The following is a 21160-nucleotide window of genomic DNA, read 5'->3' as shown; positions in this document are numbered from 1 at the left end:
GCGTGAGAACACCAGCCACGTTTTTCTTCTCGCCGAGCCCCCCCTGCACCGCAGGAGGCGACCTCGACGCCGCCAAGCTAAGCACACGGCTCGGGTCGTCAACGAGGGTCGGCACGAAACGTGAAAGGCCCGAGCGGCCGAGGCGCGGGAACCCACCGGCCGCGGGCACCTCCGATTTGCGAAGTCGGCCCGATCCTGGTAACCTGCAATAATTCGTCAGTTTGGGCCCTACCGGGGCCCGCGGCTCCCCATGCGCCCCGGCTCCGCCGAGCGGGCGCCGATTCGGCCCCGATGCGTCGACCCAGAGACCCGCTCCCGCCCCCGCCGGAGCTCCCCAAGTTTACCGTCGAGCTCACAGTCGAGCGCGACTCGCAAGGTTCCCCCACCGAAGAGCGACACGCCGGCACCGGGCTCGTCCGCCACGATGTGGCGCTCGAGGAGTCCCGCCTCGACGCCGACGCCGCCCGCGTCGTGCGGCGGCTGGAGAAGGCTGGGTTCCAGGCCTACCTCGTGGGTGGCTGCGTCCGCGATCTCCTGCTGGAGAAGAGCCCCAAGGACTTCGACATCGCGACGAGCGCGCGCCCGGAGGACGTGCGGCAGCTGTTCCGCAACTGCCGCATCATCGGGCGGCGGTTCCGGCTCGCGCACGTGCTCTTCGGCGGCGGCAAGATCATCGAGGTCGCCACCTTCCGGCAGAAGCCGCAGGAGGTCGACGAGGACGAGCCCGCGGAGGACCTGCTCATCCGCAACGACAACGTCTTCGGCGAGGCCCACGAAGACGCGCTGCGACGTGATTTCACAATCAACGCGCTGTTTTACGACCTCGAGCGGCGCCAGGTGCTCGACTGGTGCGGCGGGATGAACGACATCCGCGGCAAGGTCATTCGCACGATCGGCGAGCCCACGGTTCGTTTCCGCGAAGACCCCGTACGCATCCTCCGCGCGGTGAAGTTCGCGGCGCGCCTCGACGTGGGCATCGACCCCGAGGTGTACGAGGCGCTCGTGAACAGCCGGGAAGAGCTCGGCCGCGCTGCGCGCCCACGCATCTTCGAAGAGGTGTCGCGGCTGCTCCGCGGCGGCGCCGCGCACCGCTCGATGTGGCTCCTGTGGGAGCTCGGTGGCATGTCCGTGCTCCTGCCCGAGCTCTCGGCGTTTCTCGACGACGAAGAGGGCAACGAGGGCGCAGGTCAGCGATTCTTCGCCCGCATGCGCGCCATCGACCGGGTGGTTCGCGAGCGGGGTGCCCCCGACGACCTCGCGATGTGGTGCGCGCTGCTCGGCGAGCCCCTCGCCGAGCACGTGTCCGGCGTGCGGGACACGCTCCGCGCGGCCACCGAGTTCCTCGATCTCATCGCCGAGCGCATCGCCATGCCCCGCCGCATCGCCGACGGCGTCCGCCGCATCCTCGCGCTCCTGCCGAAGCTCTCGCAGGGACGCCTGGGTCGGGTGGGCCGCACCGAGCTCGCGGGCCCCGCGCTCGACGCCCTCGAGCTCGAGCTTCTCGCGCGCGGAGCCTCCACGGCCGCGCTCGCGCCCATGCGGGCCGAGCTGGCGAGCCAAGCCCCGGTGCCGGTCGTGCACACGCGGCCCGCGGGCCGACGCCCGGGCCGACGCTGACCTCGTGAGCCCGTGGAACGCCCCGCTCAGCGCTTCTTGAAGCGGAGCGCCTGGCGAAGCCGTTCGAATGCGCCGACGGGCTCGAGGCTCGCGTGGATGCGATCGGCGAGGGCGCGGTGGTCGGCGTCGTTCGCGTCGAGGGCGAGCGCTCTCTGGATGGCGTCGCGGGCGTCGGCGTGGCGCTTGGCCGCGAGCAGCGCGGTGGCTCGGACGGCGTGGGTCCGCGCCGACTCGCCCTCGAGCGCGCACGCGCGATCGGCGTGCGCGAGGGCCTCGGTGGGGCGCCCGAGCGCGACGTGGACCGCGACGAGCTCGATGTGCGCAGGGGTGGCCCCGGGGCTCTTCGCGAGCGCGAGCTCCAGCGCCGCGCGCGCCTGCTCCCAGCGCTCGCGGCGGCGCTCGACGAGGCCGAGTGCGAAGTGGGCGGTCCACACGTCGTTCTCGCTTGCGAGCGCCCGCGCTCGCTCGGTCGAGGCAGCGAGCTCGTCTCGGGTCTGGGTCGGGGCCTCGCGCACGACCTCCTCCAGCTCACGCGCGGTCTGAGGGTGATCGAGCGCGAAGCGCGCGCGGCGGGCCTCGGCGGCCAGGGCGCTGTCGGGCGCAGAGGCCTCGACTCGCGAGAGATGCGCGCGCGCCGACTCGTCGAGCCCGAGCTCGAGCTCGGCGCGGGCGAGGGTGAGCTCGGCCCACGGGTCGGGTCCGTCGCGGACGACCCGCTCGGCGAGGCGGCGCAAGCACCCCGCGCGCTCCGACGCCGCGCGAGGCGCGCTGCCAGACGCGAGGCCGCCATAGAGGCGGAGCGTCCGACGGAGGACGTCGACCGGGACTCCCTCGACCGCGCACGCGCGAAACGCGACCTCCTCAAGCAGCGCGGGATCCGAGCTGCGAGCCCCCATCTCGAGGAGCGACAAGAGCGCGGCGGGGTGCCCCGGCGCCCGCTCCAGGGCCTCGGAGAAGCGCGCCCGCGCCACGTCGGGCTCGCCTCGCGCGAGGGCCAGGGCGCCTCGCTCGGTGAGCAACGACGGCTCGAGTGGGCACCGCGCGAGCCCCCGATCGATCGCCTCTTCCGCGCCGGCGAGATCTCCGCGACCGCGGCGCGCCTCGCTGAGGAGCGCGTACAGGCGCGGCCTCTCGGGGTGAGTCTCGAGGGCCGCGAGGACGTGCGCCTCGGCCGCGTCGTGGTCGCCCGCGCGGTGGCGGAGGGCCGCGGCGGCCTCGCGCAGATCGGGGTGGGTCGGCGCGTCGTCGATCGCCCGCTCGAGCGCGCGCAGCGAGGCGGCGGCGACCTTCGTGTCGGTCGGCTGCGCCAGCACGGCGTCGAGCGCCACCGAGGCGAGGCGCGAGGCCGGCAGGCGCGTGCCGGGCGCGTCGGCGACCGCGCGGCCGAGGTGGAGCAGCGCGGCGAGCCGGTCGTGGGGCCCGCCACGGAGAGGATTGTGCAGAATACACCTCTCTGCGCGGAGCACGCCCTCGAGCGCCTCCCAGTCGAGCTCCGCGAGATCGGCTAACTGCGAGGCCTCGCCAGAGAGCTCTTCGCAGAGCGACTCGACCGCGCGCAGGACGCTGGCGCCCGCGGTCTCCGCGTCGAGGCTGACCTCTTGCTCGGCGCGGCGGCGCCCGGTGGCTGCGTCGAACGCGACGAGCTGGAGGTGACCGCGACCATCGAGCGGGGGCTCGAGCACGCCGGTGAGCACCACGCTGACGCGCTCGCCCTCGCTGGGGGCACGGCCCGACAGCTCGCGCCACGTGGCGGGCGAGACGAGCGCCTCCACCGCGCGGGCCTCGGCGCCGGGCTCCCGCGTGAGCAGCTGCGCGAGGGCGACGCTCTCCCCCTCGACCCGCGCGAAGGTGTGGATCAGGGCGGCGAGGCCGACCCCGAGATCGCGCGCCTCCTCCGGCACGGCGAACGGCACCACCACGGCGCGGACCGGCTGGCTCGACGCGCTCGCCTCTGCGGCCGTGGGAGCGCTCGCCATGCGACCATAGTTGCCGAGGCGGCGCGGCTTCACAAGCCCGGCGGTCTCGCGCGGCGCGTCAAGGCGCGCGCTCGCCTTGGGTGGGTGGTAACCTGAGAGCATGGCTCGCCGCGCGCCCACGCTCCCCACGCTGTTCGCTGCCGCGAGCGCGCCGGGGTCGGTGCCGCTGGCCGAGCGCGTGCGGCCGACGCGACTAGAAGACTACGTAGGCCAAGAGCACCTCTTCGCGCCGGGCAAGCCGCTCGCGCGGGCGATCGCGAACGATCGGGTGCCGTCGATGGTGCTTTGGGGGCCGCCGGGCGTGGGCAAGACCTCGCTCGGGCGCGTGATCGCCTCACGCACGCAGGCGTCGTTCGTCTTGTTCAGCGCCGTGCTCGGCAGCCTCGCCGAGCTCCGCGAGATCGTCGCCCGCGCGAAAGAAGACCAGGCCTACCGCGGCGCGCGCACCCTGGTCTTCGTCGACGAAATCCACCGCTTCAACAAGGCTCAGCAGGACGCGTTCTTGCCGCACGTAGAGGCCGGCACGCTCACGCTCGTGGGGGCCACGACCGAGAACCCCGCCTTCGCGGTGAACGCGGCGCTGCTCTCCCGGTGCAAGGTGGTGAGGCTCGAGCCGCTCACCGAGGCGAGCCTCGTGTCCTTGCTCGAGCGGGCGCTCCGCGAGCCGACCGGCCTCGGGGGCCGCGGGCTCACGACGGACCCGGAGGTGCTCGGCGCCCTCGCGCGAGCGGCGAGGGGCGACGCGCGACGCGCGCTCTCGGTCCTCGAGTCCATCGCGGAGGACGCCCTCGCCCGGGGAAAGGCGGCGCTCGATCTCACCGATCTCGCTGACTTCGACGAGCGCGCGCCCCTCCTCCACGACAAGAACGGCGACGCCCACTACGACATCGCGAGCGCGTTCATCAAGTCGATGCGGGGCTCCGATCCCGACGCGGCGGTCTACTACCTGATGCGCCTCGTCGAGGCGGGCGACGACCCGCTGTTCCTCTTGCGCCGCATGCTCATCTTCGCCAGCGAGGACGTGGGCAACGCCGATCCGCGCGCGCTGGTGGTGGTCACCTCCGCCGACTCCTCCTTCCGGCGGCTTGGGCTCCCGGAGGGCCTCTACCCGCTCGCCCACGCTGCGCTCTACCTCGCCTGCGCCCCCAAGTCGGACGCGGTGGGCCGGGCGTTCTCCCGGGCGCGGGCCCTCATCGAGGAGCACGGGGCCCTGCCGGTGCCGAAGCGCCTCCGCAACCCCGTGAGCGCTCTCGCCCGGGCGGAGGGGCATGGCGACGGATACCGCAACCCGCACGACGCCGGCCCGGGGCCGGGTGCGGGGCACGAGTCGTACCTGCCGGACGCGCTGACCGGCGAGCCGCTCTACGAGCCCACCTCGCACGGCGAGGGGCCCGCATGGCGGCGCGGGTCGCGGCGCTCAGAGCAGCGAAATAGCTGAGCGATTGTAGTCACTTGCGAAGCCTTCGCGGTCACGCCCCGGGGCGCTCGCCGCGAGATCCTTGGGTGTGGGGCGGCAGTCGTGGGAAAATGCGGGAATGTCGGATCCTGACGTGGTCCCCGCGCTCGTCGCGCTGGGGTTTAGCCTGAACGAGTCCCGCGCGTACGCGGCGCTCCTCCAGGAGAGCCCGTCCACGGGGTACGAGGTCGGCGTGCGGGCCCAAATCCCGCGCTCGGCGGTGTACGGCGTGCTCCGCCGCCTGGTGAAGGCGGGCGCCGCGCGGTCGATCGCGGGCACGCCGGAGCGCTTCGCCCCGAGCCCGGCCGAGGACGTCGTCCACGTGCTCCGCAAGCGGTTCGACGCGTCGGTCGAGCAGCTCGAGGCGGCGATCGCCCGGATGGACACGGCGCCCTCGGTGCCCGACGCCTTCAGCGTGCGTGGCTACGAGCGCATCCTCGAAGAGGCCGAGCGCCTCGTCCGCGGCGCCCAAGACCGCCTCGTGCTGAGCGGCTGGCCGCGCGAGCTCGCCGCCCTCGTCCCGGAGCTGAAGGCGGCCGTGAAGCGGAAGGTGTACGTCGTGGTGTTCTCGCACGCGGCGCTCCCCCCGATGCCCGGGGAGCTCTTCTCGTACAACCTCGACGAGCGCGACCTCGAGGAGTTCTGGAAGCACCGGCTCGTGGTGGTCGCCGACGACCGCGCGAGCCTCGTCGGGGCCACCGAGCGACTCCCGACCGACAGCGCCGTGCTGAGCGAGACGGCGGCCATCGCCGAGATCGCGACGAGCCAGGTCGCGCTCGACATCACGCTGCTCTGCCAGCGCAGCGAGCGCAGCACCGAAGAGGTCATGGCCCGGATGCTGGGTGCACGGGTAGGGCGCCTCGACACGCTCACGCAGCGCCGGGGGGCGTAGTGGCCGGCGCGCCCAGCCACCCGCCGCTGCGCTCCGCGCTGGCGGTCGACCCCTACGCCGACCTGCTGCGCGACACGCGAGGGCTGCGGCGCGAACAGTCCGTGCAGCGCGAGGCGTGGCTCGCGGGGCTCAAGGTGGAGGGCAAAGAGGCCCTGCTCTTCGAGCTCGAGGCGCTCCTGAAGGGGCTCGCGTGTTTCGCAAACCCACGGAATCACCCGGGCAATCCACGAAGGAGCGCGTCGGTCGTCACCAGCGACTACCACGGCCCCACGGGGGTCGTTCGCGAGGCGCTGGCCCGGGTCGTCGCGCTCTGCAAGGTGCTGCTCGGCGCGCAAGAGCGCGCGTTCGTGTTCCAGCGCTACCTGGAGACGGTGCTGCCCGACGACGGCGCGCGCACCCGCCTCGTCCGCGCCGCGCAGGCCCAAGACACGCCCGAGGAGTCTCTCTTCCAGCTCCGCCACGCCATGACGAACCTGCTCGAGGTCGCGGGCGGCATCTGCCGGCTCTCGCGCGTGCCGTTCCGCACGTTCTTCGCCATGCTCGGCGTCGCCCACAGCGAGATCTCGTCGTCGGCGTTCTTCAATCCGCTCTCGGCGCTCGAGTTTCGCCCGGAGTTCGATCGCATCACCAACGTTCGCCTGCTCGAGCTCACGCGGCAGGTGGGGGACGAGCGCGCGCGGCGCCTCGTCGCGCTCACCATGTTGGCGTTCTTCCGCATGCTCAAGTACCTCGATCTGCTGGAGACGCGCTCGGCGAGCGGCACGGTCTACCTCGTGCTCAGCGTGCTGCGCTCCGACGCCCGGGCGCTCACGAGCCACCTCAGCAAGCGGGCTGGGCCACAGCTCGCCGAGGGCTACGAGGCGCTGCTCCTGCGGCGCCCCGCGAACGAGCTCGGCGCGCGCTTCGATCGCCTCCGCGAGGAGGGGCATCGCCTCATCCAGCTCAAGGCGGCCTTCGGGGGCATCGCCGCCAACCTCCGGCTCGAGCTCCGACGCGCGTTCGAGCACGAGCTGCCCGCGCCCGAGACGCCGACCACCGAGGCGGAGCTGCAGGTGGCCGTGCGGCGCGTCATCGCCACGCTGCGACCGGCGCTCCAGAACGCGATCCTCGTGCTCGGCAAAGTGCTGGGCGAGCGCCTCGACGAGCACGGCGTCTTCGACGACGCGCAGGCGCGGCGCGCGCTGTCCGAGCGGCTTCGTCGGGACGTGTGGATGTTCGCCCAGATCCTGCGGGCCTTCGGCGCGAAGGCGCGCGCCCTGCCGGACACCGAGGAGCGCTGGGCGGGCGCGTCGTCGCTCCAGTTCGTGCGCGAGTTCCTCTCGTACTTCCAGGCGATGGGCTACCCGCTCCTTCGCCAGGCCGACTACCCGCGGTTCGACGTATTCATCGAGGCGCTGTCCGCGCTGCGCGAGTCCGACCTCACGAGCCCCGAGCGTCTCGACGACGCGGTCGCCGAGGCCGAGGAGTTCACGTTCTTCCTGAGCGACCTCTTCGAGCGCATCTCGGCGCGGGAAGAGCTACGCGACCAGCCGTTCGATCGCCGGGCGGCCGCCATGGCCCTGCGACTCTACCTCGGCGAGTAGCCGAATTCCCCACAACCAACCCGATATACCGACACCAGCGCACTCCGGGGCCTCCGCGCCCGCGTGTGGCACAAGGGCGCAGAACGGCACAAAGGGCGCAACCGCTCGCGGTGCGCCCTTCGTTCCGGGACCGTCCTCCTCGGCGTCGCTGAGTGGGGACGAACCCGAATCTGCGACAGAGTAGCTGACGGTCTCTACCTCACTCCTCGCCGTCGTCCGAGGGGGCGGCCGCGGGGGGCGCCATCGACTTCGGGGCCTTCTTGGCAGGGGCCTTCTTGGCAGGGGCCTTCTTGACGGCCGGCTTCTTGGCGGCTGCCTTCTTGGCAGGGGCCTTCTTGACGGCCGGCTTCTTGGCAGCGGCCTTCTTGGCAGGGGCCTTCTTGGCGGCCGGCTTCTTGGCAGCGGCCTTCTTCGCCGGCTTCTTCGCCGCCGGCTTCTTCGCGGCAGCCTTGGGGGCCGCCTTCTTCGCGGTCTTGGGGGCCGCCTTCTTGACGGTCTTCGTCGTCGCCTTCTTCGCCGCCGGCGCCTTCTTGGCAGCGGCCTTCTTCTTTGCAGCCATACTGAATCCCTCCTGTTGAGGATGTACGTGACCTATATGGTCAGCTACGTCACTGGTTATATGGTCACCTACGTCAGTTGTCAAACGATAAAAACTTTGCTGGTTGACAGGGCCGACCTGGTGCGCCATGGCGACCCTCTAGCGGACATCTGTGAATCATAAGCGTTTGTTATCGCACGTGTTTCTCCGGATTCTCGGTGTGTTTTTCGGGCTTTTTTGGCGCTTCGATACACGCGAATCACAATGTTTGATCGAAACATGGTTTTTCGCCCAAATGGCACTCGAGCGGATTTTCGACCGGCTTGACGGGTCGCGCGGCCCTCCGTACCGTCGTCGACGCAGCGCGCGTGAGCGACGCGCGACCCAAAGGAGGCTCCCCTTGTCTACGATGCGCACGAGTTGGTTGGTGGCGGTTGGGCTCGCTTCGGTGATGAGCTCGGGGATGACTGTCGGCTGCGGCCACAGCGACGAAGAGATGGCCGCCAAGCAGCGAGATCGACAAGCTCGCGGCCGACATGACCGCCGCGAAGGACCAATGGCCCAGGACCAGGCCCGCTACAACGCGGCCCAGGCCGAGATCGCGAAGATGAAGGAGCAGCTCGCCGGGACGAGCAGCGAGCTGTCCGGCACGAAGGCCGACGCCGCGAAGCTCGCGGCCGCGCTGAAGGACTACAAGGAGCGCGCCGACCGCCTCGCGGTCATCGAGGAGCGCTTCCGCCTCCTGCGCACGAAGCTCGACAAGCTGAACTCGATCGGCCTCAAGGTGGTCGTCCGCGGCAACCGCATGGTCATCCAGCTGCCGGGCGACATCCTCTTCGAGTCGGGGAAGGACGCCCTCAAGCCGCAGGGCCGCGAGGCGCTCGCGCAGGTCGCCGAGATCGTCCGCGCCGACAAGGACCTCGCGAGCCGCTACTTCGTCGTGGCCGGCCACACCGACAACGCCAAGTACGGCGGCGGCCCCTTCCACGACAACTGGGGCCTCTCGCTCGCCCGCTCGCGGCAGGTCCTCCTCTTCCTCGTCAGCCCGCTCGGCAAGAAGCCGACGGACGGCGGCGGTCTCGACACGCAGCGCTGGGCCGCGGCGGGCTACGGCGACACCGATCCCCAAGAGGGCACGATCGCCGCGCAGACCCGCGAGCAAATGCAGAAGAACCGTCGCGTCGAGCCTGTCGTTCAGCCGAACGTCGAGGAAATGCTGAACCTCAGCAACATTCGCTGACGAGCACCGACAGAACCTTCGAGACAGCGAGCAGGGAGCGCGAGGAGAGCCACGAGATGAGCAAGCCCGCGCCCTCGCCGCCGCCCGCCGCGCCTCCCGCGCCTCGGAAGGTGGCAGCCGTGGACATCGGCACCAACACGGTGCTCCTCCTCATCGCCGAGCGCGACGCCGACGGGAGCCCGCACGCGGTGGAGGAGCGGGCCACGATCACCCGACTCGGCCAGGGGCGTGGACGCGACACGCAGGCTCGCGCCGGAGGCCGTCGCGCGCACGGTCGCGTGCCTGGAGGACTACGCGCAGGCCGTGAAGGCGTTGGGCGCCGACGGCGTGCGCGTGGTGGGCACCAGCGCCATGCGCGACGCCGCGGGCAGCGAGCGGCTCGTGGCGAGGGTGCGCGAGCTCTTCGGCGTGGAGGCGCAGGTCCTCACGGGCGACGAGGAGGCCGAGCTCACCTTTCGCGGCGCGCTCTCGGGCCTGCGCGGGCTCTCGGAGGTCGGCGCGGGCGAGGTCACCGTGTTCGACATCGGAGGAGGGAGCACCGGAGATCGTCACCGCCGCGCCACGGCAGCTCGCGCAGCCCGCGCGCTTCGCGCATCGCCAGCGACGTCGGCTCGGTGCGCCTCACCGAGCGGCTCGCCCCGTTCGATGAGCCGCTCTCTCGCAGCGACCGGGCACGCCTTCGCAGCGCGGCCGTCGAGGCGCTGGCGGGAGCGCCCAGGCTCGCGCCCGGCGAGGTGCCCGTGGGCATCGCGGGCACGGTCACCACGCTCGCGGCGGCGCATCTCGGCATGGAAGTGTACGACGGCGCGCGTGTGCACGGCGTGCGGCTCGGGGTGGACGAGGTCGAGGCCGTGGTCGAGCGGCTGGCGGGGCTCACGCTGGCCGAGCGCAAGCGGGTCCCCGGGATCGCGCCGGCGCGCGCCGACGTCATCGTGGCGGGCGGGTACGTGGTGCTCGCGGTGCTCGAGAGGCTAGGCGCCTCGACCCTGCAGGTCTCCGACCGCGGCGTGCGCTGGGGGCTCGCGCAGGCGCTGCTCGGCTAGAGCCGACAGAGACGCGACGGTGGACGCGCGGCCCCTTGGTGGACACTTCCGACGTGCGCCACTCGCCTTCTTCGTGGGTCTTCCTCGCGCTCGCGGGGCTCGCGTGCCTTCCAGGGGCGCTCGGGTGCGGTGGCGCGGCCGGCGGACGCGAGCCAGCGGCGCCCGCAGGGCGCAAGGGAGCGGACGAAGCGCCACGCACGATCGAAGAGGCCCAGGCCGCGATCACGCGGGCGCGCGCCGAGATCGATCGCGCGGGGCGTCCCGCGCCGGGCGCCGCGCCGGAGCCCGCGCAGCCGGCGGTGCCCACCGCGCCCGCGCCTCCACACGCGGAGCGTCCGACCGCGCCGAGCGCAGGAGCAGACGCGGGATGCGCCTCGCCCTGCCGAGCCCTCGCGTCCATGCGGCGCGCCGTGGGCGCCCTCTGCGAGCTGACGGGCAGCGAGGACCTTCGGTGCGTCGAGGCGACCCGCACGCTCGGCGAGAGCGAGGCCCGCGTCGGGCCCTGCGATTGCCGCTGAACGTGCAGTGAGCCCCGAAGGGGCGAACCAAGGCGCCCGCCCGAGCCGAAGGCCCCGCGGCCCCTGAACCCTAGGTCGATGGCGAGCCCGAGCCGAAGGCGCGGTGTCGCCATGAACGCGCACACAAATTTGGCCCGTCAATCGGAATCCACATAAGCGAGGGGGACGCGGAAAGCCGGCCCTCGCAGTGCGCGAGGGGGAGCCGCTCGTTCGTCCCCGGAGGATTCGATGAGCTCACAGACCGATCGACGCGCGCCCGACGCCACGCGCATTCCCTTCGACGCGATGGTCGAGGTTGGCGGCGCGCAAGGCCCGTCCTTCGAGGCGCAGGCGCTGAATGTATCCACGACCGGCATCGCCCTCCGCGCGGGATACCTCCCCGCGGTGGGGCAGCCGCTCACTTGCCAATTCGAGACCGAGAGCGGCGAGTCCGTGCTCGCGGCCGGCCAGGTCACCTGGTGCCAAGACGGGCCCGACGGCGGCGAGTTCGGCCTCTCGTTCGGCCAGCTCGACGCGCAGTCGCTCGCCACGCTGTCGCGCCTGCTTCCCGCCGGCGACGCGACGGATCCTGGCGCCGCCGCCCCGCGCGTTCCGGTCGGCCGCGTGCGGCTGCACATCGACGGCCTCGGCGCGCCCATGCGCGCGCGGGTGCGCGACGCCTCCACGGCGAAGGTCACGGCCACCAGCGATCCCGTGTACTTGACCGCGGGCAAGCTGCTCGAGCTCGAGGACGCCGAGACCGGCGACAAGCGCCCGGCGCGCATCCAGCGCGTGGAGGTCGAGACCAACGAGGCCCACGTCCCCCAGCTCGTGGTGACGATGAAATACCAGGACGCGGCGACCGCCAGCGAGCTCAGCGAGCCCGTCGCGGCGCCCCGGCGCCGAACGGCCGAGGCCGAAGACGAGAGCGACGGCGACTCGAACGGCATGAAGCACGAGTTCGGCGAGCGCGCGAAGGGCGTGGCGAGCACGGTGGGCGCAGGCCTGAAGAAGCTCGGGCCCGCCATCGGCGCCGCGCTGCTCCGCGCGAAGACCGCCGCGGGCATGCTGGCGCAGAAGCGCAAGGCCGACGCGAGCGACGAGGCGCCCGCGCGCCGCACCACGGCGCCCGCGCCGGGCGGTGCGCTCCACTCTGCCGGCCGCAAGGTCGTCCGCGGGGAGCGCGAGCGCGACGACGAGCCCGAGGCGCCGCCCGCACCCAAGCTCGACAAGCGAAAGCTCGGCATCGCCGGCGCGGTCGGCGTCGCGCTGATTCTCGGCCTCGTGGCGATGCGCAAGCCCCACGAGCCGGCGCCGCTCGCCGCTGCCCCGGCCGAGCCCGTCGCCTCGGCGGCCGCGGTCGCCCCCGCTCCGGTCGCCCCGGCCCCTCCGCCCGCCGCGGCCCCCGCGGCCCCCGCGGCCCCGCCGATCGTAGCCGCGGCCGCGCAGCCCAGCGTCGGCGAGGCGAGCCCTGCGCTAGGCGCCGAAGACGAAGAGACGACCCCCGGAAAGAAGGGCAAGCCCAAGCCCTTCTCGAACGGCCCCGTCGCGCACGGGACGGTGCTCAAGCTCAAGATGGACGGCCCCATCGAGCGCCTGCAGGGGGCCCCGCAGCCCACGGGCTTCACGGTCGTCCTTCCGCACCGCCGATCCCTCGAGGCCGCCTCGCCCCTCGCCGCCAAGGACCCGCGCATCGCGGGGATCCGCATCGCCAACGACGGCGGCGGCGCCGAGCTGACGGTCACCTTCAAGGACGGCGTCCCCAACTACCTGGTCCGCGCGAAGGGCGACACGCTGGAGATGGTGCTCGCCAAGGAGAAGGCCGCCACGGCCGCGGCGAAGCCCGCGAAGAAGGGCCACAGCCGGCCGGCTGCGGGAAGGCCCCAAGGGCCACGGCAACAAGCACTGAGAAGCCACGCGGGGAGACCCGCTGCGACAGAGCCGCCGCGCGAGAGCGCCGACCGGCTCTTTCGCATTTTGTGGGCTCCCGCGCGCCGCGCGCGGCTCGAGCGCCCACGATGGACGATGCCTCGCGAAGCTCAGCAGGTCGCGCTTGGAGCTCCTGGCGCCTGACCGCGCGCGCGTTTGGCTCACGCGCGCCGCGCGCGGCTCGAGCGCCGCAGCGCCTCGAGGGCGAGCAGACCCGCCCCCGCGACGACGAGCACGTCGGCCACGTTGAAGACCGGCCACGGGCGCACCGAGATGAAGTCGACCACGAAGCCGCGGCTCACGCGGTCGAGCAGGTTCCCGAGGGCACCCGCGAGCAGCAGGACATACGCGACGAGCTCGCGCCGCGGCGCTCCACGCCGCTGCGCCACGCGCACCGCGAGCAGGAGCGTCGCGACTGCGGGAAGCACGGCGAGCACCACCGGCCGCGCGGGGATGTCCACGCCGCGGAGCAGGCTGAAGGCCACGTCGTGGTTCTCCGTGTAGGCGAGGTCGACGCCCGGCAACACCGGCCGCGCCACGCGCGACGCGAGGCACGAGGTCGCCGCGGCCTTGGTCGCGTGGTCGCAGCCCACGAGGCCGGCGACGGAGAGGAGCGACACGACAGACACGACGGGGCTGATCCGGCGAGTGGGCGCGTCTGACGGGCGGTGCATGCGCTCGAGACCCGCGAGCGACGTCGCCCATTCCCGCGGGCGCGCGCCTCGCGCGGGCTGCCAGCTAGCGCGTCCCCCGACCCTTGCGCGTCGCGCGCGGCAGCGAGGTGGCGCTCGTCGCGAGGAGATCCCACCCGTGGGACACGCCGGCGCGGTGCGCGAGCGCGCCTGCGTACGCGATCATCGCGGCGTTGTCGGTCGAGCTCGCGAGATCGGGCAGGTGCACCCGGAGCCCGAGCAGCTTGCTCGCCTCCGACACGCGCGCCCGGAGCTCGCGGTTGGCGGCGACACCGCCACCGAGGACCACGTCGCGCACGCCCTCGCGCTTCGCCGCGGCCATGAGCTTGTTGGTGAGCACGGTCGTCACCGCCGCCTGAAACGACGCGCACACGACCGCCAGCCGGAGCCCCTCGGGCACCCCGTGCTTCGCCACGTGCGCGGCGACCTGGGTCTTCAGGCCCGAGAAGCTGAGGTCGAGGGTCTTGGTGCTCGCCATCGGCGGCGTGAAGAGCCCGGGCTCGGGCACGGCCTCCCGCGCGAGCCGGTCGATCGCCGGGCCTCCCGGGTAGCCGAGGCCGAGCAGCTTCGCGACCTTGTCGAAGGCCTCGCCGGCGGCGTCATCTCGGGTGGCGCCGAGCTCACAGACCGCCTCCGGGGTGACGCCCTCGACTCGGTAAATAGCGGTATGTCCACCGGAAACCAGCAGCGCAACGAACGGGAGCGCGGGCAAAGTCGGCGCGTCCGCGCCCCGCCGTAGCTGGCACGCGAACAGGTGCCCCACCAGGTGGTCGACCCCCACGAGCGGCTTGCCGGCGGCCCAGGCGAGGCCCTTCGCGAACTGCACGCCCACGAGCAGCGCGCCCACGAGGCCCGGGCGACAGGTCACCGCCACGGCGTCCACGCTGGCGAGCGTCGCGCCCGCCTGCTCGAGGGCCAGTGACACGACGTGAGGGAGGTTCGTCAGGTGGTCGCGCGACGCGAGCTCGGGGATGACCCCACCGTACGGGGCGTGGAGCGCGACCTGGCTCTGCACGACGTCCGAGAGCACGCGGCCCTGCGCGTCGACGAGCGCGGCCGCGGTCTCGTCGCACGAGGTCTCGAGGCCGAGCACGAGCATGGGCGAGGCTCCGCCCCACTTGCAGTTGACCGACGCGAAGATGGGCACGGCCTGCGCCGTATTTCCTGAGGGCGAGCGCCAGGTCGGAGCGGTCGCGGAGCGTGCTCACGAGCTTGTCGCACGCGCCTGGGCAGAAGCGCACCTTGCCGCCCTCGCTCGTCCAGCCCGTGGGCTCGGCGCAGCCCTGCGAGGGCTTGATGGAGACCGTCTGGCGGCGGACGGGATCGTAGTACGAGACCTCGGCCTTCGTCGATGGCCCCCTTCGGCGCGTCGTAGAGACACGAGGTGAGGTCGCGGGTCACCTGGCTGAACGCGTCGGAGCCCTTCACCTGGTCTTTGCGCGAGTCGTAGAGCTTCAGGTTGGTGCCGGCGGACGACGCCGCCTCCACGAGCCCGGATCGGCCGGGGCCGCCGAGTCGCCGAGGAGCAGCGCGTAGGTGTTGAGCTTGCCGCGCTTGACCACGTCGACGAGCTTGGTGCCCGCGGTGCACTTGGTCGACGCGAAGTCGCGGTTGCCGAGGATGAGCACGCCCTTGCGGCTGAAGCTCGCGAAGGTCGCCTCGTTCAGCTTGGAGTAGGCTGCGTCGAGCGCGGCGTCGAGCTTCAGCGGGGTGGCGATGGGCTCGAGCACCGACTTCTTGGAGACGAAGTCGGCGATCTTCAGCGCGATGGCGGTCTGCGCCTTCAGCGCGGGCTGCAGCGGGACGTCGAGCGTGGGGAACACGCGGTTGGTGCAGTCGACGCCCTGCGGGATGATCTTCAGGCCGAGCTGGGTGGCCTCGAACGCGGGATCGGCGAGCGAGAGGCCGAGGGCGCGCGACACCGTCGTGTCGCTGTAGAAGTCGGAGAGACGCACGGAGCCGTCCAGCAGCACGAGGAGCGCGTTCGGCGTCGCCTTGATCTCGAAGGTCTGACAGACACCTTCGCGCGGCGTGACCGTCCCGGCTTCGTTGCCGGCCATCAGCTTGTTGGCCTCCTTCTCGCAGATGGGCTGCCGCTGCGACTTGGACTGGCAGAGGCCGGCGCTGAGCAGGCCGCTGATACGGTGCGCGGTGGGGTTGCCCTTGTCGTCAACACCCTTGACCAAGTCGCACAGCCCGGGGGCGAGCTGAAACTGCTGGGGCTTGGCCGGGTCGGGGACGAAGTAGCCCTCGTCGGCGTCGAAATCGAGCACCTCGGCGACCTCGCCGCCGTCGAAGAAGGCGCGGACGTTGAGGCCGTCGCCGTCCTTCGGGATCGCGGGCGCCGGCGCCGGGAGCGAGGGCGCGCCGGCCGAGCCCGCGCGTAGAGGCACTTGGCGGGATCGAGCACGAACGGGGTCTGCCCGGTGGGGGTGATGCACCGCTCGACGCTGAAGCACGTGGTCGCCGCGCCGTTCACCATGGCCTCCGAGAACTCGGTGAGCTTCGCGGGGTCGGCGTCCATGGGGGCGCAGCGCCCGGCCTTGCAGGTCTCCTCGGACTTGCAGTCGATCTTGTCGAAGCACGCGAACGAGAGGGGCATCGGCAAGAAGATGATCTTGTCGGGGAGTAGGTCTGGCGGGTCGAGCGGAGGATGCGCCCCTTCGCGGCGTTCGTGCCGAGCTCGATGCGCGTGTTCACGCAGTCCGCGAACTGGTCGACCGCGGTCGACTCGAGGCGCTCCTCGGAGTAGCCAGCCACCGTGATGGTCACGGGGAGACCGCGGTTGTCGGCGCTGATCGGGAGCGCTGCCGAGCGTCTTGGGAGCTGCACCTTGCCGTCGTAGACGCGGTAGCTGTCGCACTTCACCTGGGTGCCGCCGACGAGGACGTCGACGCGGATGGTCTTCAGGTCCTTCGGGACGCGCACCTGGGTGGAGATGCCGGCGACGAACTCGGTCTGCTTCTTTCCTTCACAGCCCGACCACGCGAGCCCTGCGAGGGAGATGATGCCAAGCGTAACGGCGCGACGGAGGCTCATGGTGCAAACTCTCCAGAGGGGCGGGAGACAGGAGGATAAGGGGAGAATATGGGGCGAGAGGACGAGGACGAGGCCTACTGGTGCTCTACGATGAAAGGCGAGAGCGTGCCACGGTACGGCTCCTGGTCCTTCGGCGCGAAGAGCACGGCGGCCGCGCCGATGCCCACGCCGATGACCACCACGGTGCCGATGAGCCACGGCACGAAGCTCGGCTGCTTGTCCTCGTTCAGCACGGCCGTGACCGGGCGCTCGCCACCCTTCGGCACCTCGACGTCGAGGTTGAAGGTGTAATATCCATTCTTCTTGGCGGTGACGACGTGGGGCCCGCGTCGACCGCGCCCTCGAAGCGGGTCGACCTGACGACCTTGCCGTCGATGAGGATGACCGCCCCTCCGGCTTGGTGGTCAACACGAGCTTGCCCTGGCGCTGCTCCTTCGAGAGCCCAAGCGTGACGGCCGCGGACTCGCCCTCCTTCAGGAACACCGACTGCTTGGCAGTGGAGAAGCCGGGCGCCGACGCCTCCACGACGTAGGGCTCGGCGCGCACGACGAGGCGACCGGTGTACGGCGCCGCGCCCACCTCTTTGCCGTCGACGCGCACGGTGGCGTTCGGGGCGCCGCTCACCTGCACGGTGACGGTGGTGAGCTGGCCACCGCCTCGAGCTTGAGCCTGATGGGCTCGGGCTTTTGCCCTGCGGGGCGAGCGGACGGCCGCGGCGTCGATGAAGCCGGCTTCTTCGCGGCGAAGTGACGCTCGCCGATGCCGACGCGCTGCGGCGGCAGCGGAGACACGCCCACCTCCACGTCGTCGACGAAGACCTTCGCGCCGGGCTGGACACAGTGATGGGCACCTCGACGACGAACGTCCTGAGGCCGGCCGCGGTGTCCTTCACCCGGGTCTCCTCGGTCGCTTCGAGCTTGACCGCCCGCGGCCTCGGCGAGCTCGCCGCTCAGCGTGGCGATCGCGCGGGCGTACTGGCCCGTGTTCTTCTCGCAGATGGCCACGTTGAAGAGCACGCGGGGGTTCTTCGACTCGTTGTAGACGTCGAGAAACTCGGTGCGCGCGGCGCCCCAGTTTCCGGCGCCGAAGAGCACGAGCGCCGTATCCCATTTGGAGTGCACCGACGCCGGCAGGTCCTCGCGGATGGTCTTGGCTTCACCTTGGCGGCCTGAGGCTGGGCCAGCGCCAGGGGGGAGCGACGCGGCGAGGACCGAGCCGAGGAGTACGCAGGTGACCGCGCGCTGAAACGGAAGTCGAAGGAGGGATCGCATCGGGTTCGTTCTTCGGTCGGGGTGCGGAGCAAGCGGGCGGCGGACGGCGCGCGTCGCGGGGATCGCGCGATCCCGCGAGCGGCGCACAGGTGCTCCCCCTGGTTGTAGCGGAGGATCGCGCGGAGCGGGGTAAAATCCGCAGGTTGATCGCGCTCACGAGCTCACGAGCTCACGAGCTCACGAGCTCACGAGCGCGAATCCCAGGTTGCGGGCAGTCAGCGACGCGGTATCTCCCCGCGGGCTGAAGCCCGCGGGTGCGTGCAGAGATGGGACCTGCAGAACCGGTCAGTTCGCCAGGCCCTGCTGGACGGCCCGCAGCGCCGACGAGACGGGCTTCGCGCTCGGGGCGCCCGGCGAGGTGGCGGCCTTGGGCTGGCCGGCCGGGTTGGTCGGGCCGCTCGAAGCCGTGGCGCTCGGCGCGGCGCTCGCCACGGCCGACGGCGGGGGGGCGACGGCCGAAGGCGGCGGGGCCGCGGTCACCACGGCGGACGCGACGCCTCGCACGGGGTCGGGGGTCGCCTGCTGACCGCCGCTCGGCCGCGTGACCAGGATGGCGACGACGACCGCCGCGAGGGCGATGCCCGCGCCCGTGAGCAGCGGCTGGCTGGGCTTCCTTTGGCGGCCTCGGAGTCGGTGGTCGCGAGCGTGGGCGCGGGCGGCGGCGTGGTGACCGACGCGACCGCTATGCTCGGCCGCGCGAAGGGCTCGGCGGCGTCGCGGGTGCTCCGGTGAGACACGCCGACGGGCTCGGCCATCGTGAGCCCGTCGTGGTGGCTCGGCGGGCGCGGCTTCGGCTCCCCAGCACGATTGTGCCGGTGGGGCCCGAGGGCATCTCGACCTTGCGCTCGAGCGGCGGGACCGGCACCAGGACGCCCGGTCCGAGGCCGACACCGCCCCGCGACCAAGCTCCGAGAAGGCGAGGGCGGACGGGCGCGATGTCGCGCGAGTGTCGCCCCATGTCCTCCGGTGGCACGTAGGCCCGCATGCGCTGGATGTGGGCGCGGCCCCGCTCGTCCGCGTAGGGCTCGAGCGCCTCGGCCATGGCCAAGGCGGACGAGTAGCGCGCGTCAGGTCGCGGGCGAGGCCCTTGTGAATGACGGCCGCGAGGCCTCCGGCAGGTGCGGCGCCAGGGTCTCGAGGGGGTCGGGATCGCAGGTGAAGAGCTTGAAGAGCAGCCGGTGAGCTGGCCGCTCTCGGTGGAGAACGGCGTGCGCCCGGAGAGGAGCTCGTACATGATGACGCTCACCGAGTAGACGCTCGGTGCGGCCGTCGACCTCTTTCGGCGATTTCCCGCTCGCTCGGGCGACATGCAGAGCGGCGTGCCCAGGGCGGAGTGGGTCTGCGTGAGCGACTCGCTGCCCGGGTCTGGACTTTGCTGATGCCGAAGTCAAGCATCTTGACGAAGCCAGAGTCACCGTCTTTCGTGACCACGAAGCAGTTCGACGGCTTCATGTCGCGGTGGATGATGCCGGCGGCGTGCGCGGCCTGGAGGGCGCGCAGCACCCTGGAGCGCGTACAGAACGACCCGCTCGGGCGCGATGCCCGGGCGCCCTCCGCCTCGAGCACCTGCGCGAGATCGCGCCCGTCGAGGCAGTCCATCACCAGGTAGGGGCACCCGAGGGCAGCTTCCCTACGTCGTCGACCTTCACGACGGGTCGCTGACGATGGCCTTCGCGGCCACGCCCTCGTTCAGGAACCTGTCGACCGCCCCGGGCACGTCGACGTTGCGTCGGGTTGATGAACTTGATGGCCACCGGCGCGCGCAAGAGCAGGTGGTACGCGCGCACGACGGCGCCCATGCCGCCTTGCCCGAGGATGCGGTCGACCTGGGTATTTGCCGTCGATGACCTCCCCGGGCTGGGGTAGGCCGACTTTGATCAAAGGCCACTGGAACAGCCACAATAGGGGAGGGTTGGCCGAGGATGCCAGGTGCGCGGATTTCTGGGCGATCGAAGAGGCGCTTTTGGCTATAGGTGGCCGCCATGAGCAAGACGCCTAGCGACTCGCTAACCCCACCCGCGGCCACGGTCGAGGCGCACCGGATCCCGCGGCAACGCCCGACGCGATGGACGCGAAGGCGCTCCTCGGCGGTGGCGAGGCCTGCATCGCGCACCAGCACAAGAACGGCAAGCTCACCGCCCGCGAGCGCATCGAGCCGCTGCTCGACCCCGGCTCGTTCATGGAGATCGGGAGGTTCCGTCACGTTCACCGCTGCACCGACTTCAACATGGAGAAGCAGAAGGTGTTGGGCGACGGCGTCGTCACGGGCCACGGCCTCGTCGACGGCCGGAAGGTGTTCGTGTTCGCCCAAGACTTCACCGTCTTCGGCGGCTCGCTCTCCGGCGCGTACGCCCAAAAAATCTGTAAGATCATGGACATGGCCATGAAGGTCGGCGCGCCGGTCATCGGCCTGAACGACTCGGGCGGCGCGCGCATTCAAGAGGGCGTCGAGTCGCTCGCCGGCTACGCGGACATCTTCCTGCGCAACACGCTCGCGAGCGGCGTCGTGCCGCAGCTCAGCGCCATCATGGGCCCGTGCGCGGGCGGCGCCGTGTACTCGCCGGCCATCACGGACTTCATCCTGATGGTCGAGAACACGAGCTAATGTTCATCACCGGGCCCGAGGTCATCAAGGCCGTGACCCGCGAGGAGGTCACTCGGCAGGACCTCGGCGGCGCCGCCACCCACGCCTCGCGGAGCGGCGTGGCCCACCTCGCCTCGCCGAGCGACGTGCTGGCATCGCGCAGCTCCGGGAGCTCTTGTCGTTCCTGCCGTCGAACAACACGGAAGACCCGCCGGGGAAGCCACCGACGACCCGGCGCTTCGCGAGGTGCCGGAGCTCGACGCGATGATCCCCTCGAGTCGAAACCGCCCTACGACGTGAAGGAGGTCATCACGGCGGTGGTCGACGACGCGCACTTCTTCGAGATCGCGGGGCGGTACGCGCCCAACATCGTGGTGGGGTTCGCGCGCGTGGGGGGCGACCCGTGGGCGTCGTCGCGAACCAGCCGGCGGTGCTGGCGGGCGTGCTCGACATCAACGCGAGCATGAAGGTCGCGCGCTTCGTGCGCTTCTGCGACTGCTTCAACATCCCGATCATCACCTTCGTCGACGTGCCCGGGTTCCTGCCCGGCACCCAGCAGGAGTACGGCGGCATCATCAAGCACGGCGCCAAGCTCCTTTACGCCTACGCCGAGGCGACCGTCCCCAAGCTCACCGTGATCACTCGCAAGGCCTACGGTGGCGCCTACTGCGTCATGGCTTCAAGCGCCTCCGCGCCGACGTGAACCTCGCCTTCCCCACCGCCGAGATCGCGGTCATGGGCCCCGAGGCGCGGTGAACATCGTGCGCAAGAGCGATCGCGCGCGCCGCCGATCCCGCGGCCGC

At 71.8% G+C, this 21160-nt stretch carries 19 protein-coding genes and 1 pseudogene; 9 read left to right on the top strand and 11 right to left on the bottom strand.

Annotation, left to right across the window (positions count from 1 at the left end; genetic code table 11):
• Positions 1-291 precede the first annotated feature (291 nt).
• Entirely contained in the window at positions 292-1617 is a 1326-nt protein-coding gene (gene pcnB / locus IPQ09_23160) for a polynucleotide adenylyltransferase PcnB (GenBank protein ID MBL0197072.1), read from the top strand.
• A gap of 26 nt (positions 1618-1643) precedes the next feature.
• Here pcnB and IPQ09_23155 read toward each other — a convergent pair whose 3' ends face one another.
• Entirely contained in the window at positions 1644-3593 is a 1950-nt protein-coding gene (locus IPQ09_23155; GenBank protein MBL0197071.1) for a tetratricopeptide repeat protein, read from the bottom strand.
• A 100-nt stretch (positions 3594-3693) separates the two neighbouring features.
• Between IPQ09_23155 and IPQ09_23150 the strand changes: the two genes are divergently transcribed.
• From IPQ09_23150 to IPQ09_23140, 3 genes are all read left to right on the top strand, one after another.
• Positions 3694-5031 carry a replication-associated recombination protein A gene (locus tag IPQ09_23150; protein MBL0197070.1) on the top strand — a complete coding sequence of 446 codons (1338 nt, stop codon included), beginning with the start codon at positions 3694-3696 and terminating at the stop codon, positions 5029-5031.
• A 97-nt stretch (positions 5032-5128) separates the two neighbouring features.
• Entirely contained in the window at positions 5129-5941 is an 813-nt protein-coding gene (locus tag IPQ09_23145; GenBank protein MBL0197069.1) for a TrmB family transcriptional regulator, read from the top strand.
• Positions 5941-7524 carry a hypothetical protein gene (locus IPQ09_23140; protein ID MBL0197068.1) on the top strand — a complete coding sequence of 528 codons (1584 nt, stop codon included), beginning with the start codon at positions 5941-5943 and terminating at the stop codon, positions 7522-7524. Before IPQ09_23145 ends, IPQ09_23140 begins: the two co-directional genes overlap by 1 nt.
• A gap of 199 nt (positions 7525-7723) precedes the next feature.
• Here IPQ09_23140 and IPQ09_23135 read toward each other — a convergent pair whose 3' ends face one another.
• A complete protein-coding gene (locus IPQ09_23135) occupies positions 7724-8083 on the bottom strand; it encodes a hypothetical protein (protein ID MBL0197067.1) in 360 nt (119 codons plus the stop codon).
• A gap of 388 nt (positions 8084-8471) precedes the next feature.
• Between IPQ09_23135 and IPQ09_23130 the strand changes: the two genes are divergently transcribed.
• Positions 8472-9302: an OmpA family protein gene (locus IPQ09_23130; protein MBL0197066.1), complete on the top strand. Its 831-nt coding sequence runs from the start codon at positions 8472-8474 to the stop codon at positions 9300-9302.
• On the opposite strand, the gene IPQ09_23125 is transcribed toward IPQ09_23130, so the two are convergent.
• Positions 9286-9429: a hypothetical protein gene (locus tag IPQ09_23125; protein ID MBL0197065.1), complete on the bottom strand. Its 144-nt coding sequence runs from the start codon at positions 9427-9429 to the stop codon at positions 9286-9288. The two genes, IPQ09_23130 and IPQ09_23125, sit on opposite strands and share 17 nt — an antisense overlap.
• Before the next feature lie 163 nt (positions 9430-9592).
• Positions 9593-9841 (bottom strand): hypothetical protein, encoded by a 249-nt coding sequence (locus tag IPQ09_23120; protein ID MBL0197064.1) that lies wholly within the window; start codon positions 9839-9841, stop codon positions 9593-9595.
• A gap of 75 nt (positions 9842-9916) precedes the next feature.
• Between IPQ09_23120 and IPQ09_23115 the strand changes: the two genes are divergently transcribed.
• The 3 genes from IPQ09_23115 (at position 9917) to IPQ09_23105 (ending at position 12915) form a co-directional block, all read left to right on the top strand.
• Positions 9917-10345 carry a hypothetical protein gene (locus IPQ09_23115; GenBank protein ID MBL0197063.1) on the top strand — a complete coding sequence of 143 codons (429 nt, stop codon included), beginning with the start codon at positions 9917-9919 and terminating at the stop codon, positions 10343-10345.
• 53 nt (positions 10346-10398) lie between these two features.
• Complete coding sequence (locus tag IPQ09_23110) at positions 10399-10863, top strand: hypothetical protein (GenBank protein MBL0197062.1); 465 nt, start codon at positions 10399-10401, stop codon at positions 10861-10863.
• A gap of 228 nt (positions 10864-11091) precedes the next feature.
• On the top strand, positions 11092-12915 hold the full coding sequence (locus tag IPQ09_23105) for a PilZ domain-containing protein (protein ID MBL0197061.1): 1824 nt from the start codon (positions 11092-11094) through the stop codon (positions 12913-12915).
• A 17-nt stretch (positions 12916-12932) separates the two neighbouring features.
• On the opposite strand, the gene lspA is transcribed toward IPQ09_23105, so the two are convergent.
• From lspA to IPQ09_23070, 7 genes are all read right to left on the bottom strand, one after another.
• Positions 12933-13445 (bottom strand): signal peptidase II, encoded by a 513-nt coding sequence (gene lspA, locus IPQ09_23100; protein MBL0197060.1) that lies wholly within the window; start codon positions 13443-13445, stop codon positions 12933-12935.
• A 64-nt stretch (positions 13446-13509) separates the two neighbouring features.
• A complete protein-coding gene (tsaD, locus tag IPQ09_23095) occupies positions 13510-14562 on the bottom strand; it encodes a tRNA (adenosine(37)-N6)-threonylcarbamoyltransferase complex transferase subunit TsaD (GenBank protein MBL0197059.1) in 1053 nt (350 codons plus the stop codon).
• Between the two features lie 355 nt (positions 14563-14917).
• Complete coding sequence (locus tag IPQ09_23090; protein MBL0197058.1) at positions 14918-15856, bottom strand: hypothetical protein; 939 nt, start codon at positions 15854-15856, stop codon at positions 14918-14920.
• 82 nt (positions 15857-15938) lie between these two features.
• A complete protein-coding gene (locus tag IPQ09_23085) occupies positions 15939-17126 on the bottom strand; it encodes a PEGA domain-containing protein (protein ID MBL0197057.1) in 1188 nt (395 codons plus the stop codon).
• Complete coding sequence (locus tag IPQ09_23080) at positions 17123-17773, bottom strand: hypothetical protein (GenBank protein MBL0197056.1); 651 nt, start codon at positions 17771-17773, stop codon at positions 17123-17125. Before IPQ09_23080 ends, IPQ09_23085 begins: the two co-directional genes overlap by 4 nt.
• Positions 17774-18058: 285 nt before the next feature.
• Positions 18059-18277: a hypothetical protein gene (locus IPQ09_23075; protein ID MBL0197055.1), complete on the bottom strand. Its 219-nt coding sequence runs from the start codon at positions 18275-18277 to the stop codon at positions 18059-18061.
• A 738-nt stretch (positions 18278-19015) separates the two neighbouring features.
• Positions 19016-19372: a hypothetical protein gene (locus IPQ09_23070; GenBank protein MBL0197054.1), complete on the bottom strand. Its 357-nt coding sequence runs from the start codon at positions 19370-19372 to the stop codon at positions 19016-19018.
• A gap of 466 nt (positions 19373-19838) precedes the next feature.
• On the opposite strand from IPQ09_23070, the pseudogene IPQ09_23065 reads away from it, so the two are divergent.
• Positions 19839-21113: pseudogene (locus tag IPQ09_23065) on the top strand (acyl-CoA carboxylase subunit beta).
• The last annotated feature ends 47 nt before the right edge of the window (positions 21114-21160 follow it).

The sequence above is a fragment of the Myxococcales bacterium genome (assembly GCA_016720545.1).
In the GTDB taxonomy this organism is placed as follows: domain Bacteria; phylum Myxococcota_A; class Polyangia; order Polyangiales; family Polyangiaceae; genus JAAFHV01.
The sequence above is the reverse complement of the archived record's forward strand: the minus strand, read 5'-3'. Positions and strand labels throughout refer to the sequence as shown.

Coding starts and splice junctions, on each gene's coding strand:
- IPQ09_23155 (MBL0197071.1), bottom strand. CDS start 3,593: ATGGCGAGCGCTCCCACGGCCGCAGAGGCGAGCGCGTCGAGCCAGCCG.
- pcnB (MBL0197072.1), top strand. CDS start 292: ATGCGTCGACCCAGAGACCCGCTCCCGCCCCCGCCGGAGCTCCCCAAG.
- IPQ09_23130 (MBL0197066.1), top strand. CDS start 8,472: ATGCGCACGAGTTGGTTGGTGGCGGTTGGGCTCGCTTCGGTGATGAGC.
- lspA (MBL0197060.1), bottom strand. CDS start 13,445: ATGCACCGCCCGTCAGACGCGCCCACTCGCCGGATCAGCCCCGTCGTG.
- IPQ09_23150 (MBL0197070.1), top strand. CDS start 3,694: ATGGCTCGCCGCGCGCCCACGCTCCCCACGCTGTTCGCTGCCGCGAGC.
- IPQ09_23145 (MBL0197069.1), top strand. CDS start 5,129: ATGTCGGATCCTGACGTGGTCCCCGCGCTCGTCGCGCTGGGGTTTAGC.
- IPQ09_23105 (MBL0197061.1), top strand. CDS start 11,092: ATGAGCTCACAGACCGATCGACGCGCGCCCGACGCCACGCGCATTCCC.
- IPQ09_23125 (MBL0197065.1), bottom strand. CDS start 9,429: ATGTCCACGGCTGCCACCTTCCGAGGCGCGGGAGGCGCGGCGGGCGGC.
- IPQ09_23070 (MBL0197054.1), bottom strand. CDS start 19,372: ATGGACTGCCTCGACGGGCGCGATCTCGCGCAGGTGCTCGAGGCGGAG.
- IPQ09_23135 (MBL0197067.1), bottom strand. CDS start 8,083: ATGGCTGCAAAGAAGAAGGCCGCTGCCAAGAAGGCGCCGGCGGCGAAG.
- tsaD (MBL0197059.1), bottom strand. CDS start 14,562: ATGCTCGTGCTCGGCCTCGAGACCTCGTGCGACGAGACCGCGGCCGCG.
- IPQ09_23080 (MBL0197056.1), bottom strand. CDS start 17,773: ATGCGATCCCTCCTTCGACTTCCGTTTCAGCGCGCGGTCACCTGCGTA.